At 68.2% G+C, this 17,763-nt stretch carries 18 protein-coding genes, 1 other RNA gene and 1 pseudogene; 8 read left to right on the top strand and 12 right to left on the bottom strand.

Translation table 11 applies throughout. From position 1 onward, the window contains the following. Positions 1-44: 44 nt before the first annotated feature. Positions 45-1,382, bottom strand: a complete 1,338-nt coding sequence (locus VB080_RS09625; RefSeq protein WP_323418219.1) for an ABC transporter substrate-binding protein — start codon at positions 1,380-1,382, stop codon at positions 45-47. Between the two features lie 129 nt (positions 1,383-1,511). Here VB080_RS09625 and VB080_RS09620 point away from each other — a divergent pair, with 129 nt between their 5' ends. Together VB080_RS09620 and VB080_RS09615 are read left to right on the top strand one after the other, a co-directional pair. Beyond that, positions 1,512-2,519, top strand: a complete 1,008-nt coding sequence (locus VB080_RS09620; RefSeq protein ID WP_323418218.1) for a LacI family DNA-binding transcriptional regulator — start codon at positions 1,512-1,514, stop codon at positions 2,517-2,519. A gap of 151 nt (positions 2,520-2,670) precedes the next feature. Then, positions 2,671-4,413: a glycoside hydrolase family 2 protein gene (locus VB080_RS09615; RefSeq protein WP_323418217.1), complete on the top strand. Its 1,743-nt coding sequence runs from the start codon at positions 2,671-2,673 to the stop codon at positions 4,411-4,413. Between the two features lie 41 nt (positions 4,414-4,454). On the opposite strand, the pseudogene VB080_RS09610 reads toward VB080_RS09615, so the two are convergent. The 5 genes and pseudogenes from VB080_RS09610 to VB080_RS09590 form a co-directional block, all read right to left on the bottom strand. Further along, positions 4,455-6,067 (bottom strand): annotated as a pseudogene (locus VB080_RS09610) (MFS transporter). A gap of 222 nt (positions 6,068-6,289) precedes the next feature. Then, positions 6,290-7,174, bottom strand: a complete 885-nt coding sequence (locus VB080_RS09605; protein ID WP_323418216.1) for a class I SAM-dependent methyltransferase — start codon at positions 7,172-7,174, stop codon at positions 6,290-6,292. A gap of 233 nt (positions 7,175-7,407) precedes the next feature. Continuing rightward, complete coding sequence (locus tag VB080_RS09600; RefSeq protein WP_323418215.1) at positions 7,408-7,803, bottom strand: type II toxin-antitoxin system VapC family toxin; 396 nt, start codon at positions 7,801-7,803, stop codon at positions 7,408-7,410. Further along, on the bottom strand, positions 7,800-8,048 hold the full coding sequence (locus tag VB080_RS09595) for a type II toxin-antitoxin system VapB family antitoxin (protein ID WP_323418214.1): 249 nt from the start codon (positions 8,046-8,048) through the stop codon (positions 7,800-7,802). The genes VB080_RS09600 and VB080_RS09595 overlap by 4 nt, the downstream gene beginning before the upstream one ends. 189 nt (positions 8,049-8,237) lie before the next feature. Beyond that, entirely contained in the window at positions 8,238-8,693 is a 456-nt protein-coding gene (locus VB080_RS09590) for a hypothetical protein (RefSeq protein WP_323418213.1), read from the bottom strand. 85 nt (positions 8,694-8,778) lie between these two features. On the opposite strand from VB080_RS09590, the gene VB080_RS09585 reads away from it, so the two are divergent. Beyond that, complete coding sequence (locus VB080_RS09585; RefSeq protein WP_323418212.1) at positions 8,779-8,919, top strand: hypothetical protein; 141 nt, start codon at positions 8,779-8,781, stop codon at positions 8,917-8,919. Positions 8,920-9,019: 100 nt separating this feature from the next. Here the strand turns inward: VB080_RS09585 and VB080_RS09580 are convergent, their stop codons facing one another. Continuing rightward, positions 9,020-9,328, bottom strand: coding sequence for a zf-HC2 domain-containing protein (locus VB080_RS09580; protein ID WP_323418211.1), 309 nt, complete (start codon positions 9,326-9,328; stop codon positions 9,020-9,022). Between the two features lie 37 nt (positions 9,329-9,365). Here VB080_RS09580 and VB080_RS09575 point away from each other — a divergent pair, with 37 nt between their 5' ends. From VB080_RS09575 to VB080_RS09560, 4 genes are all read left to right on the top strand, one after another. Continuing rightward, positions 9,366-9,908 carry a sigma-70 family RNA polymerase sigma factor gene (locus VB080_RS09575; protein ID WP_323418210.1) on the top strand — a complete coding sequence of 181 codons (543 nt, stop codon included), beginning with the start codon at positions 9,366-9,368 and terminating at the stop codon, positions 9,906-9,908. Positions 9,909-10,058: 150 nt separating this feature from the next. Continuing rightward, positions 10,059-10,847: a DUF5134 domain-containing protein gene (locus VB080_RS09570; RefSeq protein ID WP_323418209.1), complete on the top strand. Its 789-nt coding sequence runs from the start codon at positions 10,059-10,061 to the stop codon at positions 10,845-10,847. Positions 10,848-11,040: 193 nt separating this feature from the next. Continuing rightward, positions 11,041-11,406, top strand: coding sequence for a rhodanese-like domain-containing protein (locus VB080_RS09565; RefSeq protein ID WP_323418208.1), 366 nt, complete (start codon positions 11,041-11,043; stop codon positions 11,404-11,406). Between the two features lie 139 nt (positions 11,407-11,545). Beyond that, a complete protein-coding gene (locus tag VB080_RS09560; protein WP_323418207.1) occupies positions 11,546-12,007 on the top strand; it encodes a PaaI family thioesterase in 462 nt (153 codons plus the stop codon). Here the strand turns inward: VB080_RS09560 and VB080_RS09555 are convergent. Together VB080_RS09555 and ssrA are read right to left on the bottom strand one after the other, a co-directional pair. Next, a complete protein-coding gene (locus tag VB080_RS09555; protein WP_323418206.1) occupies positions 12,001-12,765 on the bottom strand; it encodes a YggS family pyridoxal phosphate-dependent enzyme in 765 nt (254 codons plus the stop codon). The genes VB080_RS09560 and VB080_RS09555 overlap by 7 nt on opposite strands. A gap of 212 nt (positions 12,766-12,977) precedes the next feature. Then, positions 12,978-13,345, bottom strand: a transfer-messenger RNA (tmRNA) gene (ssrA, locus tag VB080_RS09550). A gap of 223 nt (positions 13,346-13,568) precedes the next feature. Here ssrA and VB080_RS09545 point away from each other — a divergent pair. Next, positions 13,569-13,937 carry an FKBP-type peptidyl-prolyl cis-trans isomerase gene (locus VB080_RS09545; RefSeq protein WP_323418205.1) on the top strand — a complete coding sequence of 123 codons (369 nt, stop codon included), beginning with the start codon at positions 13,569-13,571 and terminating at the stop codon, positions 13,935-13,937. 6 nt (positions 13,938-13,943) lie between these two features. Here the strand turns inward: VB080_RS09545 and VB080_RS09540 are convergent, their stop codons facing one another. The 3 genes from VB080_RS09540 to VB080_RS09530 form a co-directional block, all read right to left on the bottom strand. Continuing rightward, a complete protein-coding gene (locus VB080_RS09540; RefSeq protein ID WP_323418204.1) occupies positions 13,944-15,806 on the bottom strand; it encodes a DUF2207 domain-containing protein in 1,863 nt (620 codons plus the stop codon). Further along, positions 15,806-16,282: an SsrA-binding protein SmpB gene (gene smpB, locus VB080_RS09535; RefSeq protein WP_323418203.1), complete on the bottom strand. Its 477-nt coding sequence runs from the start codon at positions 16,280-16,282 to the stop codon at positions 15,806-15,808. Before smpB ends, VB080_RS09540 begins: the two co-directional genes overlap by 1 nt. Positions 16,283-16,384: 102 nt before the next feature. Beyond that, positions 16,385-17,695 (bottom strand): peptidoglycan DD-metalloendopeptidase family protein, encoded by a 1,311-nt coding sequence (locus tag VB080_RS09530; protein ID WP_323418202.1) that lies wholly within the window; start codon positions 17,693-17,695, stop codon positions 16,385-16,387. Positions 17,696-17,763 lie beyond the last annotated feature (68 nt).

The following is a 17,763-nucleotide window of genomic DNA, read 5'->3' as shown; positions in this document are numbered from 1 at the left end:
GACGCCGACCCCCTCGATACCGACTTCGGCCAGACCTTGTCGGGTTAACCCTTGTCGATCTGGGCCTGGATGTCCTTCGACGCCGCCTGGAAGACCTCCTCGACGCTCCCCTTGCCGTTCAGCACCTTCTGCAGGGCCGGGTAGAAGATCTCGTCAGTGATGGTGCCCGCATTCGGCACTCCGGCGAGCAGCACCCGGGAGTTGTCGAGCAGTTCCTTCTGGCCGAAGGTGGCCGAGTACTGGTTCTTCAGCTTGTCGGCCGGGATGTCGGTGCGGCTGGGCGGGAAGCCCGACCCGTCCGCCCAGGTGACCTGGCTGTCGACCGAGTTCCAGTAGGAGAAGAAGGTGTAGGCGGCCTTCCGCTGCTCGTCGGTGATCTTGGCATTGAGCGTGAAGGTGACGACGTTCATCAGCGTGTCCTGGCCGGTGGGGCCGGCGAACGGCCGGGCCAGGCCGAAGTTGATGCCGGCCTCCGTGAAGCCGTTGGTCATCCACGGGCCGACGATCTCCATCGCGGCCTTGCCGGTCTGGAAAAGCTTGTCGGCGTCCGCGCCGGCCAGGCCGATCGGCGACACCTTGTTGTCCCGCACCTGCTTGACCCAGAAGTCGAGGGCCTCCAGCGATGCCGGCTCGGCCACGATCGAAGTGGTGCCGTCCTCCGACACCACACCGCCGCCGTTGTTCCACATGAACGGCTGGTACATCGGCACGGTCTCGTGATCGGCCAGGGCGATCGCGTACTGCTCGGGCTTGCCGTCGCCGTTCTGGTCGACGGTGAGCTTGGCAGCCATCTGGGTGAACTCGTCCCAGGTCGTCGGCGGCTTCTCCGGATCGAGCCCGGCCGCGGAGAACAGATCCTTGTTGTAGTACAGCATCATCGGCGCCAGGTTGAACGGGATGCCGTAGTTGGTGCCCTTGAACTTGCTCGCGTTCACCGCCGCCGCCGGCAGCACCGAGGTGTCGACGTAGGTGGTGTCGGCGAAGAAGTCGTCGGTGGTGGCGAGCGCACCGGTGCCGGCGTACTGCGGTACCCGGGAAGCGTCCATCGCGATGATCTGCGGACCGTCGGCAGAGGTCACCGAGGTGAGCAGCTTCTGGTACAGCTGGTCCCACGGCATGATGTTGGGCTTGATCACGATCTCGGACTGGGATGCGTTGAAGTCGTCGATGACCTGCTGGACCGCAGGCCCGTCAGGGCCGGTCATGCCATGCCAGAACTGCAGGGTGATCGGCCCACTGCTACTGGGCTGGGGTTGCGCGGACGTCCCCCCGGTCGGTTCGGTCGAACCGGACTGCTGGGGCGTTCCCTGACCGGCACAGGCCACCAGGCCGAGGGCGAGTGCCCCGACTGCGACGACGCGGGCCCATCGGGTAATCCTCACGATTGCCTCCTTGCGTGTGAAGAATGAGGTGCTTCTTTGATAGAGTTCAATGACTCTTGCAACGTAGGAAACAGTGTGCCTGGATCCTTGCAGCGATGCAAGTCCCAACGGAAGAAGGTGTCGGGCAACATGGCGGTGACCCTGAAACAGGTGGCCGAACTGGCGGGCGTCTCGGTGCGAACTGTGTCGAATGTCGTCAACGACTTCCACTACGTCGCGCCCGAGACTCGTGCCCGGGTTCAGACGGCAATCTCAGCGCTGGGGTATCGCCCCAATGCCGCCGCGCGCTCGCTGCGCACCGGGCGTACCGGCCTGCTCGCCCTCGTCGTACCGGCCCTCGACCAGCCGTACTTCGCCGAGCTGGCCCGCGCCGTGGTCCGCCACGCCACCGCCGCCGGGTACACCGTCGTGCTCGACCAGACCGACGCCGACCGCGCCCGCGAGCTGGACCTGCTCGCCGACCAACCCCAGCGGACCATGTTCGACGGCCTGATCCTCAACCCGCTCACCCTCACCTCCGCCGACATCCCCGCCCATCCCGCCCGCCCGATCGTCTTGCTCGGCGAGCGCGCCATCGCCACCTCTGCCGACCATGTCCACATCGACAATGTGGCTGCGGCAAGGACGGCGACCGAGCACCTCATCGCCACTGGCCGAAAGCACATCGCGGTGATCGGCTCCCAGGACATCCCGTCCGGACAGTCCGCGCGACTGCGGTTGCAGGGAACCATGCTGGCCATCGCCGAGGCAGGCCTGATCGCCCATCCCGACCTGATGCGCCCTTCGAATACCTACACCCGCGAAGCCGGGCACCGGGCGATGCTCGAGATCCTCGACCTCGGACGGCCGGTCGATGCGGTGTTCTGCTTCAACGACACGATGGCGATCGGCGCCTTGCGGGCGCTGCGCGAACGCCGCGTCCGCGTCCCCGAGGACGTGGCAGTAGTCGGCTTCGACGACATCGAGGAAGGCCAGTTCTCCGCTCCGCCACTGACCACCATCCGTCCCGACAAGGACGCGATCGCGCGGACCGCGGTCCAGCGCCTGGTGGCCCGGATCAGCGGGCAGAGCGGTGCAGGTGAGGAGATCGAGGTGGGTTACGACCTGGTCGTCCGGGAGTCCACGGTCTCAGGGTAGCGACATTGCCCACTTTCCGTCGTTGCAATATGCTACCTGGAACAGTTCCGGCCCTGCCTACCCCGAAGGATGATCTGCAACGATGCATAGGACGCAACCTCCTTCCGCGGTGACGGCTGTCACCAGTTCTCACTACCCTCGTCCACAGCTCGTGCGCGCGGCCTGGGTCAGTCTCGACGGCGACTGGGACTTCAGCCACGACGATGACGACCGAGGGGTGCGGGAGCACTGGGAGCGGGCCGGTCGGTTCGACCGCCGAATCACGGTGCCGTTCCCGCCCGAGTCTCCGGCCTCGCGGATCGGCGAGACGGGGGCGCACCCGATCTGCTGGTACCGTCGCGAACTCACTGCCGAGGAGTTGGGGCGGGCGGGGCGTGACGGTCGTTACCTGCTCCACTTCGGGGCGGTCGACTACCAGGCCGCGGTGTGGGTCGACGGAACGCTGGTCGGCACCCACCGGGGCGGACAGAGCCCCTTCAGCTTCGACATCACCGACAACCTGGACCAGCAGGCGGCCAGCCACTGGATCGTCGTGCGCAGTTTCGACGACCCGGTCGACACCGAGGCCGCCCGCGGGAAACAGGACTGGCGGCCGGAACCCCACGCGGTCTGGTACGAGCGGACCAGCGGCATCTGGCAGTCGGTCTGGCTGGAGTCGGTACCCTCGGTCCACGTCGCCTCGATCCAGTGGAGTTGCAGCCTGCCCGGTGCGACGGCGACGGCGGCGATCCGGCTGTCCGGCCGTCCACAGCAGCCCAGCAGGGTCAGGGTGGAACTGTGCCACGACGGTCGTCCGCTCGCTGCCGGTGAGGTCGAGTCGGCCTCGGACCTGATCGAACTCACCCTGGCGCTGCCCCGGCAACGCAATGGCCAGGACTATGAGGATCTGCTGTGGGCACCCGAGCACCCGACGCTGATCGACGCGACGGTCAGCGTCGAGCATGCGGACGGCAGCACGGATCACGTCGCGTCCTACCTCGGCCTGCGCAGCGTCGCCGTCGAGCACCGGACCTTTCTGCTGAACGATCGTCCCTATCCGCTGCGTTCGGTACTCGCGCAGGGCTACTGGCCGGACTCGCACCTCGCCGCTCCCTCCCCCCAGGCACTGCGCGACGAGGTCGCGTTGATCAAGTCGCTCGGCTTCAACTCCGCCCGGGTGCACCAGAAGGCCGAGGATCCCCGCTTCCTGTTCTGGTGCGACTACCTGGGCCTCACGGTCTGGGCGGAGAGCGCCGCGCCCTACCAGTACTCCGCCCGCGCGGCCGTCCGGCTCAGCGCGGAGTGGGCCGAACTCGTCGAGCGGGACCGCTCGCACCCCTGCATCGTCACCTGGGTACCGCTGAACGAGTCCTGGGGGGTGCAGCACATCTCGCACGATCCCGCGCAGCAGGCGTTCGCCCGTGCCCTCGCCGACCTCACCCGGGCGCTGGACCCCAGCCGGCCCGTCGTCTCCAACGACGGCTGGGAACACGCCTCGTCCGACCTGGTCACGATTCACGACTACACCGGCTCCCCCGAGGACATCCGAGCCCGCTACGGCAGCGAGCCCGGGCTCCAGACGCTGCTCACCGGGCTCGGCCCCGCCGGGCGCCGGCTGCGGGCCTGCGAACCGGGCTGGCCCCAGGATGCCCCGGTCATGCTGACCGAGTTCGGCGGCATCGCCTACCTGACAGGTGCCGACGAGCAGGCCTGGGGATACACCAGCGCCGGTGACGCGGACGGGTACGAGCAGCAGTTGAGCGCGCTGGTGGCCGAGGTACGTCGCTGCGCGCCGCTGGCCGGCTTCTGCTACACCCAGCTGACCGACACCCGTCAGGAAGCCAATGGGCTGTGCGACGAGAACCGCCGACCAAAGCTCCCGGTGGAGACGATCCGCCGGATCTTCGCCGGATGACCCGATCAGTCAAACCACCAGGGCAGCCAGTCCCAGACCGGTCACGACACCCTGCCCTCACCGTCGACCGTCAGCCGCTCGTCAGAGCGATGCGCCGGACCGGTCAGCCTCAGCGCCGCCTCGACCGACTCCGGAGAGTCGTTGCCGATGGCGGCATCGGCCAGCTCCAGCGAGATGTTCTCCGCCTTGTGGCGCAGTCGCTGCGAAGCCGTCCGCCGCGACAGCGGACGGTTGGGCAGCGCGATGATCGCCAGCAGCGCGATCACGGCCAGCGGCACCACATGCCAGAAGGACTCGGCGATCGCCACACCGTAGGCGTTCTCGACCACGATCCGGATCGGCGCGGGCAGGCTCGCCAAGTCGGGCAGTTGGCCACCCTGCAGTAGCTCCAGCCCCTTCCGATCGGCCGGAGACAACGCGGCCAGTCCCTGCTGGATCAAGGTCGGAACCCGGGCTGCCAGACCGGCGCCGATCACCGAGACACCAATGCTGCCGCCAAGTGTGCGGAAGAAGGTCACCCCGGCGCTGGCAGCGCCCAGGTGCCGGGGGTCCACCGAGTTCTGCACCACCAGGACGAGGTTCTGCATGATCAGGCCGACCCCCAGGCCGAGCACGAACATGAAGCAGGAGACCAGGACAAAGTCGGTGTTGTAGTGGATGGTGCCCATCAGCAGCAGCCCGGCGGTGGTCAGGACGCCGCCGGTCACCACCAGCGACTTCCACCGTCCCCAGCGGCTGATCAGGTTGCCGCCGCCGATACCGCCGACCATCTGGCCGGCCACCATCGGCAGGGTCATCAGACCCGACAGGGTCGGCGTGGCACCCCGGGCGAACTGCATGTACTGGCTGAGGAAGATGCTGGTCCCGAACATCGCCACACCGACAGCGATCGAGCCGACCACCGCCAGGGAGAAGGTCCGGTCACCGAACAGGTGCAGCGGGATGATCGGCTCCTCGGCTTTCACCTCCACCCAGATCGCCAGTGCCAGGGCAACCACGGCGCCACCGACCATCCACAGCGTGGGTGCCGACCACCAGGCAAAGGCGTCACCAGCCAGGCTCACCCACAGCAGCAGGGTGATCACCCCGGCGGCGATCAGGACGGCGCCGAGATAGTCGACGCTCACCTTCCGGGACGGACGCGGCGGCAGTGTCAGCGTCTTCTGGATGACCACCAGCCCGACCAGCGCGAACGGGACGAAGACGTAGAAGTTCCACCGCCAGCTGAGGGTGTCGGTGAGGATGCCGCCGACCAGCGGACCGCCGACCTGGCCAACCCCATCACGGCGCCGATGAAGCCCATGTAGCGGCCACGTTCCCGCGGCGAGATCAAGTCGGCGATCACGATCTGCACCAGCGCCATCAGGCCGCCGATCCCGATCCCCTGCAGGGCCCGCGAACAGATCAGCCACAACGTGCTCATGGCAGCGCCCGACAACATCGAGCCGACCATGAAGATGATCAACGAGATCTGCACCAGCAGTTTGCGATTGAGCAGATCGGAGAGCTTTCCCCAGATCGGGGTGGCCACGGTCATCGCCAGCAGGCTGGCGGTGACAATCCAGGTGAAATCGGACTGGCTGCCACCCAGTTCGGTGACGATCCGCGGCAACGAGGGCGCCACCACCGTACTGGAGATCAGTGCCACGAACATGCCGACAACCAGGCCGGAGATCGCGGTGAGCACCTCTCGGCTGCTGCCCGGCTTCGACGCTTCCGTGTTCATCGCTGCCGTGCCCACTCGCTCTCCTCGCTGCTCACCCGCTTGATAGTTGCTCTGGGTCAACTATCTGGGCCGACTGTTCATTCCCGGAACCGGGAGACGGCTGTAGCGACGAGCCCCCCACGCTGGATGGCTGAGTAGATTCGCGGTTCGTCAGGCGCGCTTGGTTGCGGTCAGGGTAAAGCTGGCCGGTAGCCGTTCGGGGCGGTCGCGCAGACGGTACTCCCCGGTCAACTGGTCGTAGTCCATCAGCCCGGGCAACGCCTCCCACGGGACGGTGTCGTGCTCAACCAGTCCGGTGAGTTCCAGACCGGCTGACAGCACCGCGGTGACGATCTCGCCGATCCCGTGATTCCACTCCCACTGCAACGGTGAGTCGACCAACGCGGCGCTGGCATAGGTGGCGGCGTCGTCCCACACCAGCGGTGCGGACTGCTCGAAGTAGGGCAGCTCCAGCGCGGGCGTGGTGTCGCCCGGGCCTGAGATCCAGGCCTGCTGGGCGCGATCGGGATGCTGCTGCGCGACGACCATGCCCAGCAGAGAGTTCAGAACGGGATGCCCGTCCCGGATGAACAACCGTCCGCCCGGTCGCAGCAGGGCCGCGACGGTCTGTGCCCAGCGCTGGATACTCGGCAGCCAGCAGATCGCACCAATGCCGGTGTAGACCAGATCGAACCGGCGTCCGGCCAGGGCCTGAGGCGCCGAGTAGACGTCGGCCTCGAGATACTCGATGCTGGCACCTGCCCGCTCGGCCAGGCTGCGAGCCTCGGCCAGCGAAGCCGGCGAGAGGTCGACCCCGACCACGCGCCCACCCAGGCGCGCGAGACTGAGCGTGTCGGTGCCGATATGGCACTGCAGGTGCACAACGTCCAGGCCGCCGAGCTCCCCCAGCCGCGGCCGGTCGAAGGCCACCACCGGCGACAGCGCCGACGGGTCGGCAAGCAACGCATCGATCCCGTAGCCGCTGGCATGCAGTGGGGCGCGGCTGTCCCAGTTCGCGCGATTGACAGCCAGATAGTCGGTGGGGTCGCTCTCCATCCGGCCAAGCCTAGCGATGGCACGCCACGATCGATCAGTGCGCTGGTGACCATCCCAGCAGGTGCTCGAAGTCCCTCACGTCCGAGTTGTCGGCCGACGACGACATCCACGACAGCGTTGCGGTCGCCGCGCTCAGAGCAGGTTCCGTCCGGTTGATCAGCCTGACGCTGGCGCTGGGTCGGTCCGTAGACTCCTGCTCCGACCGCGTCCGCCTTGCCGCCAGCGCGTTGTCTTCAGACGTGGACGGTCCCGACATCGGTGCGCGCGAAGTCGTCCCCGACGAAGAGCAGGGGCTCGTTCGCCTGGACGGCCAGTGCATAGCCGAAGCAGTCGCCCAGGTTGAGTTGGGCTGGGTGCCCCGAGCCCCGGCCGTAGTCGCGGTAGGCATCCCGGGCGATCGCGGCCTGGCCCTCGTCGAAGGCGACGATGCGGACGCCGAGTTCCCGCAGCAGCGCGTCGGCCCGCCGGCGCTGGGCGGGATCCCCTCGAACATCCGCCACGGCGTACAACTCGACCGCCGTAGCCGCACTCAGCTTCGGTGCAGGGTCGTTCAGGATCGCCCTGGCCAGGTCTTCATATCCGGGCTCGCCTCGCAGGATCGCGACCACCGCCGAGGTGTCGACGATCACCGGTACAGACCCTGCCCGTCGTACAGGTCGTCGATCTCAGGCCCGGCGTCGGCGGGCAGGTGGCTGCGGTAGTCGGCGGCGAGGCGGCTGACCCGTTCCAGCGAGCGCTCCTGTGCCTGGCGGTCCGGCGCCTGCAGGGCGGCCTCCACCGCGACCTCAATCGCCCGGGTGTAGCTGACGTCGTAGCGCGCGGCCAGCCGCTTGACCGCGTCCACCGTCCGCTCGTTCTTGATATTGAGCGCCATGAAACTATTCTACCCGTGCCTCCTTTGTGAATCTACCCAGGGTAGATTCTATCCGGCCAAGTGGGCGGACGGGTCGTGGACGTGAACCTGCAGGAGGCGCCTCCGCCGGATATTCCTGCCCGGGTTCCTCCGCTCGCCGGTTGAGCTCGTCGAGGCAACTCCGTTTGCCTGAACCCGGCCCGTGGCCGCTCAGTTGCAGGCATCCCTGCCAATCGCCACCCGGACGGCCTGCACCTCAGGACGGAGGCTGCTGCTCACCCCCAGCGTCAGGCACTCGTCGGCAGCCGAGGTGAGCAGGCCGCCCAGGAAACCGGTGTAGGAGCCATCACATGACTCGAAGTGCGCGCTGGGTGCCAGGTAGGCGTCCAGCAACCACCTTCCACCGCTGGTCCACACCGACGCAGGCACCCACGCCAAGCTCGCATCGCCCTCGATCACGGTGACCTCCGCCCAGGCCACACCGTCATCGAGATAGAGCGGCGATTTCGTGAAGTAGCCGCCGCGTTCGGAGGACAACCCACTTTCACCGACCGGGATCGGATCGAGCCCGATCGCGTTCAACGACTCGAACTTGACCCCCGCGGCCAGGAAGGGCTGTGGCCCTGACCTTCCCGGTTCGGTGGTGTAGGCGTCGACACAGAACAACTGCCCCGGCCGTGCGGACGGGGTCGCAACGGTCGTAGGGGACCCGATGGGTGGAGGCGCGGCGGTCGGAGAGGAGACGGGCAATGTGACCACCTCCACTGTTGGGCTGACCGGCGGCAAGGTCGTCGCAGTGCAGGCCACCAGCAGGGGCAGCAACGTCGCGGCCGCGCCGAGCGAGCGCGAAACCTGGCCAGTGATGACCCTCCTGCGTCCGACCGGTTCGTGACAGCTCGCGGTAACCCTGGTGGCCGGTTGCATCTCCTCTCCTTTCGGGCGAGCCGGTACTGTCATCCGCCGCCGGTACAGTCTCGTCCAGTCGGGCGACCTCAGCCAGCGTGGCAGCTGCAGTGAGGCCCGCACTGGCAGTCACCGCACAGACACTCACCGCCGGTCCGGCAACCACACAGCTGGACGTCCACGCCGTTGACCAGCCGCTCCCCCAGGTCAGGCTCGAGAACCGGCAGGGTGCGCAGCCCGCGGTTGAGGGCGGCGGCCTGGTCGAGCCAGGCCGAGCAGTCCGCGCAACTGGTGAGGTGGGCAGCGATGCTGGCCACCGGCAGGTCGGGCTCCTCCCCGTCGAGCATCGCCGACAGGGCGGCCCGCCAGGTCTGTTCGGCCAGCTCGTCCAGTTCCATAGCGGGCAGGATAACCCCGATCCGCTACGGTGACGCCATGACCGACGACCTCACCGTGCTGGCGCTGGCCGCCGGCGCCGGCGACCGGGCGGCGCTCTCGGAATTCATCCGGGCGTCGCAGGCCCCGGTCTGGCGGTTCGTCGCCCGCGCCGCCGGTGTCCAGTTCGCCGACGACCTCGCCCAGGAGACCTATCTGCGGGCGATCCAGGCCCTGCCCGGCTTCCAGGGACGTTCCAGCGCCCGCACCTGGCTGCTCTCCATCGCCCACCGGGTGGTGGTCGACCGGGTACGTCACGAGATTGGACGGCCGCGGCTGGTCGGCCTGACCGCCCTCGAACTGGACGAACTGGCGCCCGTCCGACCCGACCATGCCGGCCGGATCGCGGTCGAGCAGGCACTCGACGGACTGGCCCCGGAACGGCGGACGGCACTGGTGCTGACCCAGCTGATGGGCTTCAGCTACGCCGAGGCCGCGGAGATCTGTGACTGTCCGGTCGGCACCATCCGGTCCCGGGTCGCCCGGGCGCGGGCCGAGTTGCTGGCGGGGCTGGCGGTCCAGCCGGTCGCCCGGCATAGCTGACGGGGCGCCTCCCGCCCCGGCAGCATCCAGGCACCACCCGGCGACCAACCACGCCAGAGCGATCCCTCGATTCACGGGAACCGAAGCGGCCCGCCCGACGACTACCCCTGGTGAGCGGGAACCCGTCCCGCCGCGGGGAAAGGTCGTGCCGTGTTCTCCTTCGCTACCACACCGGTCATGTTCGTGGGGCTGCTGGTGCTGTTTGCCTGGTGCTGCTGCTGGTGCGGGTACGAACTCACCCGCCCCCAGAGCGGCCGGCAGCGCGTCTCGAACGCCCTCCATCTGCTGATGTCGGTGGTCATGCTGCTGATGGTGGCCGGCCCGACCTGGGGAGCTTTGACAACCGTCCTCCCCACTCCCGTTTTGGCAGGGATATTCGTGCTGGCGACCGGCTGGTTCGGCTGGTTGGCGATCGATGCCGGCCGGACGTCGGACCGTCCCTCGCTGCTGCACTTCACCGGGCACGCCACGATGTTCGCCGCCATGTCGTGGCACCTGGCCGCCATGGCAGTCATGACGGCAGGCATGACTGCCGCCGCACCGGACAGCGGGATGTCCGGCCACGGGCACGGTGGCCATGACGGCATGGACATGGGCAACTGGATGACCGCCGAGAGCAGACCCGGTGGCGCGCTGTGGTGGTTCGCGCTGGTCGGGTTGCCCCTGATGGCCTATCTGCTCGCGGCCGCTCTGCGCGCGCTCTGGTTGGCCGCTCGGCCGGCACCCGCGGGCGAGCCGGTAGATCCCGATACCTGCGACTGCGACGACGACGCCCGGCACTCCGTCACGTCCCACAACTGCCATGAGACCCGTCCGGCGGGTTCAGCGAAGTACCGGCTGGCGGCGCTGAGCGACTTCGCCATGTGCGCGGGCATGTTCTGGATGAGCACTGGGCTGCTCGCGCCGATCCTGCCAATGCTGGCTGTTCTGGCCCACTGAGCTCCGGCCGGCATCACGGCCGCTGGACAACTGGTTGGCCCACACCGGTCTGAGCAAGTGGAAGATCGCCGACTGCTTCTACCTTCGTGCCGAGCGTCGCAGGGCCTGGTACAGCGGGCCCGGGCGGGCTGCCCCGCCTCGAGACCCTGTCACGGCCTCTTGAGGCGCGCCGTCCACCGCAGGAGACTGGGGTATGGCTGAAACACAGATACCGCAGGTGGACGTCCGGACCGTCAGCGAGAACGCCGTGATCCTCGACGTCCGCGAACCCAACGAGTTCGCGGCGGGTCACACGCCGGGGGCGGTGTCGATCCCCCTCGGGGAACTCCGCGACCGGCTGGCGGAGGTCCCCAGCGTTGACGGGCCGCTGCACGTGATCTGCAAGGTGGGTGGACGGTCGCAGGTCGCGGCGGAGTTCCTCGCCGAACACGGCATCGAGGTGGTCAACATCACCGGTGGCACCGGCGCCTGGTACGAGGCCGGCAAGACCCTGGTCAGCGAGACCGGTGAGGCGCCGGCGGTGGTGCCGCCGACCACGCCGCCACCACCGCGGCCGTGAGCGGGCCGCTCCGCCCAACGGCAGGCACACCGATCGGGCCCAGGGGCTGGATCCTGGAACTCCTGCCCGGCCAGGAGGCTGCCGACAGCTGGTTCGTGGTGACGTCCAGGGCTGGCTGACCACCGGCTACTGTCGCTCCATGCCTGCGATTCAGGACTGCTATCCCGCCCGGTTCGCCCACTGCCACGGCTGCGGGCCAGTCAACCCTGACGGGCTGCACCTCAAAAGCCACGTCGAGGGCGACCAGGTGGTACTGCGCCACACCCCGGCCCCGGCTTTCACCGGAGGGGTTCCGGACCACGCGTACGGCGGCCTGCTCGCCTCGCTGCTCGACTGCCACGGCGCGGCGTCCGCCACCGCCTTCGCCTACCGGGCGCGCGGCGGCGAGGTCGGCGACGGCGGTGAACTCCCCCGTTTCGTGAGCGGCACGCTCACCGTCGTCTACCGGCGTCCGACGCCGATGGGCTGCGAGTTGGTGCTCCGCGGCCGACTGGTGGGCATTGAGGGACGCAAGGTCACCGTCGATCTCGAACTTAGTGCCAACGACGAGGTCTGCGTGACCGGCCGACTGATCGCCCTCGAGATCCCCGCGGGCTACTGAGCAGGGGCGGCGGACGAGGCGGGCCAATATTCATCGTCGGGGGTGGGACGGTCGCCGAAGATGGCCTGGCCGACCCGGACGACGGTGGCGCCCTCCTCGATGGCGGTCTCGTAGTCGCCGGACATGCCCATCGACAGCCCGCCCGGCCCGATCAGGGCGGGGTCGGTGTCGCGGGCCCGGTCGCGCAGGCTGCGGAGCAGTTGGAAGCAGCGGCGGACCCGTTCGGTGTCGGTGGTGAACAGCGCCAGGGTCATCAGGCCCTGCACGCGCAGGCTCTGGTAGCGGGGCAACTGCCGGAGGAAGTCATGCAGTTCCGCGGGCGGCAGGCCATACTTCGAGTCCTCGGCAGAGGTGTTGACCTGGACGTAGACGTCGATGCCGCGGCCTTCGGTCTGGAGTCGCCGGTCAAGGGCCTCGGCCACCCGCAGCGAGTCGAGGGCGTGGAACTCGGCGGCGAACCGGGCGACGTCGCGGGCCTTGTTGGTCTGCAGGTGGCCGATGATCGACCAGGCAATGTCCAGGTCGGCAAGTGCGCGGGCTTTGCGGCTGGCCTCCTGGACCTTGTTCTCACCGAGTTGGTGGCAGCCTGCCTGGACGGCCAGCCGGATTCGGTCCTCGGTAACCGTCTTGCTCACCGGCAGCAGCCGGACGTCCGATGGGTCGCGTCCGACCCGCCCGGCGGCGGCGGCGATTCTGGCGTTCACGTCGGTAAGGTGGCGGGTGATGTCCTCGACACTGACGGCTGTCGGGTAGTGCACGAGAGGTCAGCTCCTTACCGCCGGGTGGCCGGTCCGGTCAGGCCACCGTGACCAACACTGTAGTGGCGACCGCGGTAAGGGCCTCGTCCGTGGGCGGCCCGGTGCACCGGGTCCGGACAGCCGCGGGCGGCACGGACAAGGAAAGGTCCCACGCCTCGCTTCGGCATCGGGTCAGGATGTCGAAGCGAGGCGCGGGACTTCAGATGTTCCCATGGTGGAGGTGGCGGGAATCGAACCCGCGTCCTCGAGCGGTGAACCAGGACTTCTCCGGGCGCAGCCGACCAGGCGTTCTACTCGGCCCCCACCCTCATGTCGGCAGGTGGTGGACAGGCCCAGTTCTCAAAAAGTCCCGTGCCGACCCGAGAACGAGGTCAGCACAGCAAGCCTTCTAGTTGAGGCCAGGAACCGGACGGAAGGCACGTCCGGGCTGACCCTTCGATCGCTGATCAGGCAGCGAGAGCGAAGTCAGTGCGCTGTGTGTTGGCACTTATTGGTTTCCAGGATTCGTTAACGAGATGTCCCTGGATCCTCGGCCCGCTTCTCCTGGGACTACCGTCCCAAGTCGAAACCAATCACCCCCTGTTGAGTTGTCACTGAGGCTTCTCAGCCCCAGCCTCACAAGCTTACACGATCTGCAAGGAGTCTGCCGTCGCTCGGCACGCTGTGACCCCAACCCCGTCCTCGGACGTTCAGTCACAGCTTGCACAGGTGCGGGCGCCCGGCCTGCGGAGCTGCGGAACTGTGACCGTCCTCGGAGGTTCGGTCACAGCTTGGGGGCCGGGCGCGAGGGTAGGGTGACCGTCATGGACAAGCCTTTCGTCGACCCACCCGAGGGTCCCGCGCCCACCGACCTGGAGATCACCGACCTTGAGGTCGGCACCGGCCCCGAAGCCGTGCCCGGCAAGCGGGTCGCGGTGCACTACGTCGGAGTCGCGTTCTCCAGCGGCGAGGAGTTCGACTCCAGTTACGGACGCGGCGAACCGCTGGTCTTCGGACTCGGCGCCCGTCAGGTCATCTCCGGCTGGGATCAGGGCCTGGTCGGCATGAAGGTCGGCGGACGCCGCCGGCTGGTGATCCCGCCACACCTGGCCTACGGCGACCGCGGGGCCGGTGCCGCCATCAAGCCGGGCGAGACGCTGATCTTCGTCTGCGACCTGGTCGGGGTGCGCTGACCGGCCTCACCAGGAACCGCCGCCGCCTCCGCCGCCACCACCGCCGGAGAACCCGCCGCCGCCACCGCCGAAGGCCGAACCGCCACTCCCCCAGCCAGAATCGGAGGAGGACGGCGGCGGTGAGGCGGCCGTCGAGACGTGGCTGCCCATGGTGTTCAGTTGCCAGGACATGGCGTGCAGATCCCAGCTGCTGCCGTAGTACCAGGTCGGCGGCTGGGACGACAGCCGCCCCATCGCCACCAACTGCTCGCACAGCCGGGTCCAACGCTCGGTGAGGTCGAACAGGATCGCCCAGGGCAGGTACTTCGAGAAGATGTCCTCGCCCTCCTCGAACTGCAACTGCTCGGCCTCCGCTGTCGCCAGGTAGGTGCGGAAGCCCTCCACCTGGTCGGTCAGGGCGCGACCGGTACCGCTGCGACGCGCCTTGGCCAGCCGGGACGCGGCAACGATGCCGACGACCACCACGGCCAGCCCGAGCGGCCAGAGGTTGAGCGCGATCCCGCCGAACAGGACGAGCGCGACCACCCCGGCCATCGGCACCAGCACCACCATCGACAGCCCCGAGCCCAGGCCGACATTGCCGGTGGACAGGAACCAGTTCCCCGCCTCGGCGGATCGGCGGGCGGCCTTCTGGACCGCCGTGTCCGCCTTCACCATCGAACCGGCCTCGGCCAGGTCGGCCACCTCTGCGTTCTTGAACAGGTGCTTCACCAGCGCCCCGCTGGGTTTGTCGGGAGCGAGGTCGGCGTTCACCAGCCGGGCCTGGGGTGGATCCTCGCTGCGCAGCTGGATGGCACCGTTCACCGCCAGCCCGACCAGGGTGGCAGTGGTGTGCTTGACCAGTCCCTTGCCGTCCAGCAACAGGCCGGCCTCAGCCAGGGACAGCGCGGGTGGGGCGAAGGCCACCGGCACCTGGTAGCCCTTCGGGTTGCGGATCTCGGTGGCCGGATGGCCTGCCGCCGGCAGGACGCCCGGCGGCAGGTCGGCATACCGCAGGTCACCGGTGCGGCGCCGGACGTAGGCCCAGCCACCCAGTGCCACCAGCGCCCCGGCTCCGGTTGAACCGAGCAGCAGGCCCTGCCCCAACCGCTGCTGGGCGACGGTGGCGTTCTCGGCGAAGATCGGGGTCGCCGGCCGAACCATGCCGGGGGTCACCTTGACACCGACGGTGAGGAGTTGCCCGCGGGGAATCTGGTCCTGTGTGATGACCGCCCGTCCCTGGTCGTCGATCACGTCCGAACTGCAGGTGGCGGCCTTACCGGGCAACGCCGAGGAGCAGAACAGCTGCTGGGCGCCACCGGGGACGCTGATCGTCGCGGTGAAGTTGTCGATCTGCGGCATGCTCGAGCCGGTCATGTCCCAGTAGAGCTGTTCGACCGAGTCGACGGTCCTCATCAGGCCGCCGATCCGGTACCGCAGCCGGTACTGGGCGGAATCCTGCCAGACTTGCCGTTCCGGGTCGCCCACCCGGAGCCGGACGTAGGTGTTACGCGGCCCGTCCGACTCCAGATTGGCGACGTCGAGGGCGTCGGACACCCCGGAGGTGAGGCTTTCCACCGAGATGTTCGTCACCGGGTAGAGCATGTCCTGCCCGGTGTCCGGGTCGGGTTCACGCGTCACCAGGGTGCGCTCCAGGCCGTGCCGGCCCGAACTGCTGCCGAAGTGCAGGGTGACGGTCTCGACCACGTCCACCGTGCCGTCGGGGTTGAGCGTCGCCTGCACGTCGAAGCGGTCGAAGACGTCCTGCGTGGCCGCCTGGGCCGGTGCGGCGATGCCACCCAGCAGTCCCAGACCGAGCACGAGAGCGGCCGCCGCACCGCGCAGCAGCCGCGCGGCACCGGTACCTGGGCCACCGGCACTCCCGGGCATCAGCGCCGCCGGTTCCGCGAGGCCAGGGCGCGTTGGGCCTCCCGGTCGGCGTCGCGCTGGGCGATGGTCTGGCGCTTGTCCCATTCCTTCTTGCCGGTGGCGACGGCGATCTCGACCTTCGCGTGGCCGTCGGAGAAGTAGATCGATAGCGGGACGATCGTCCGTCCGGAATTCACCGTCTCCTTCTCGAGCTTGGCGATCTCCTTCTTGTGGAGCAGCAGCTTGCGGGTGCGCCGGGCGGTGTGGCTCTTGCGCCAGGTGCCGAAGGCGTATTCGGGGATGTTCGCATTGCGCAGCCAGACCTCGCCGTCGTCCACGGTCGCGAAGGCATCGGCCAGCGAGGCACGTCCCTCGCGCAGCGACTTCACCTCGGTGCCGGTGAGCACCAGGCCGGCCTCGAAGTGATCGTGCAGGTGGTAGTCGTGGTGTGCCTTGCGGTTCTGGGCCACCATGGTGCGCCCGACAGGTCGCGGCATCGGTTCCCTCCGTAGTCCCGTGACGCCTCCGTGGCCCGGCGACGACAGTGCCGCCAACCCTACCAAGGCAGGGGTTGGCGGCACTGAGGTGGGGGGTCTGAATTACACGTAGTTGATCGGGTTGACCCGCACGCCGTTCTTGTAGATCTGCAGGTGCAGGTGGCAACCGGTGGACAGCCCGGTGGTCCCGACGTAGCCGACCACCTGGCCGCGCTTCACGTGCTGGCCCACCTTCACGATGATCTTGGACTGGTGGGCGTAGCCGCTGCGAATGTTGGATCCCTTGTAGCTGCCGTAGTCGATCACCGTCCAGTTGCCCAGCCCGTGGGAGTTGGCGGTCTTCAGGATCTGGGTGACCTTGCCGTCCGCCATCGCATACAGCGGGGCACCGCAGCGGGCACCGAAGTCCTGGCCCCAGTGCATCCGCCAGTAGTGCAGGATCGGGTGGTACCGCAGTCCGAAGGGGGAACCCGGCTTGGCGTCGACCGGACGCATGAAGCCCTTCGAGTTCACCTGGGTCTTCTTGCCGGACGCCTTGTCCTTGGCGATCTGTGCCTTGATCTTCGCCGAGATCGACTCCTCCTGGGCCTGTAGCCGGTCGTACTGGGCCTTGTCCGCTTCCAGTTCGTCGACCGCCTCGTCGCGCAGTTCCCGGCTCTCGGCGACCAGGCCCTTGACCTTGGAGACCTTCGCAGCCACGTCGGCACGGCGTTCGGCGGCCTCGTCGGCCAGCGCCCTGGCCTGGTCGGCCAGCGCCTTGACGGCCGCCACCTGGGCCTCGGTCTGCCGCTTCTGCTCGGCAACCTTCGCCTCGGCGTCGGTACGGGCGGCCTTCGCCTGCTCCAGTTGCACCTGCAGTTCCCGCAGCCGCTCCATCTCCGAGGAGGTCGAGTCGAAGATCGTGTCCGTCCACTGCACGCGGTCGGCGATCTCCCGCGGGCTGGTCGAGCTGGCCAGCAAGGCGAAGGTCACCAGACCCGACTGCTGCTGGTAGGCGGTGCTGACAACGGTGCCGATCAGCCGCTGCTGCTGGGCGAGGTCGGTCTCGCCCTGCGCCACCCGGGCGATCGAGGCGGCCAGTTCGTCCTGCGCCTTCTTCAGTTCTTTGGCAATAGCCGCGTCCTTGGCCTTCGCGGCGGCCAGGCTCCGCTTCACCTGGGCAAGTTTTTCTTCAGCGTTGTTCAGGAAACTCTGAGCTTTGGTCAACTCATCCTGAGCGACGCTGAGTTTCTGCTCGGATTCCTGCAGCACCTCGGTGCGCTGGGCTACTTCTTTCTTTCCGTCCTTGATCGCGGCCTTGGTTGCCGATATCGACTTGCGCACCTTGTCCCGCTGGTCGTACAGGTTGTCGGCGCTGCTGGGCGTGGCCGAAGCCAACGCCAGCGCCAACGCGAGGACGGTCGCCGCCGCCATCTGGAGCCAACGCCGGGAACCACGTCGGGGAGTCGATGCTGAGGTGGGGGAAGTCACCTGTCGCACGG

This window comes from Propionicimonas sp., from assembly GCF_034927565.1.
Lineage (GTDB): Bacteria > Actinomycetota > Actinomycetes > Propionibacteriales > Propionibacteriaceae > Propionicimonas.
The sequence above is the reverse complement of the archived record's forward strand: the minus strand, read 5'-3'. Positions and strand labels throughout refer to the sequence as shown.

Excerpts from the sequence above, each read along its gene's own strand:
- VB080_RS09605 (WP_323418216.1), bottom strand. The coding sequence starts at position 7,174 with ATGGAGAGCGACCCCACCGACTATCTGGCTGTCAATCGCGCGAACTGG.
- VB080_RS09560 (WP_323418207.1), top strand. The coding sequence starts at position 11,546 with ATGCCTGCGATTCAGGACTGCTATCCCGCCCGGTTCGCCCACTGCCAC.
- VB080_RS09565 (WP_323418208.1), top strand. The coding sequence starts at position 11,041 with ATGGCTGAAACACAGATACCGCAGGTGGACGTCCGGACCGTCAGCGAG.
- VB080_RS09580 (WP_323418211.1), bottom strand. The coding sequence starts at position 9,328 with ATGGAACTGGACGAGCTGGCCGAACAGACCTGGCGGGCCGCCCTGTCG.
- VB080_RS09595 (WP_323418214.1), bottom strand. The coding sequence starts at position 8,048 with ATGGCGCTCAATATCAAGAACGAGCGGACGGTGGACGCGGTCAAGCGG.
- VB080_RS09545 (WP_323418205.1), top strand. The coding sequence starts at position 13,569 with ATGGACAAGCCTTTCGTCGACCCACCCGAGGGTCCCGCGCCCACCGAC.
- smpB (WP_323418203.1), bottom strand. The coding sequence starts at position 16,282 with ATGCCGCGACCTGTCGGGCGCACCATGGTGGCCCAGAACCGCAAGGCA.
- VB080_RS09620 (WP_323418218.1), top strand. The coding sequence starts at position 1,512 with ATGGCGGTGACCCTGAAACAGGTGGCCGAACTGGCGGGCGTCTCGGTG.
- VB080_RS09575 (WP_323418210.1), top strand. The coding sequence starts at position 9,366 with ATGACCGACGACCTCACCGTGCTGGCGCTGGCCGCCGGCGCCGGCGAC.
- VB080_RS09530 (WP_323418202.1), bottom strand. The coding sequence starts at position 17,695 with ATGGCGGCGGCGACCGTCCTCGCGTTGGCGCTGGCGTTGGCTTCGGCC.
- VB080_RS09540 (WP_323418204.1), bottom strand. The coding sequence starts at position 15,806 with ATGCCCGGGAGTGCCGGTGGCCCAGGTACCGGTGCCGCGCGGCTGCTG.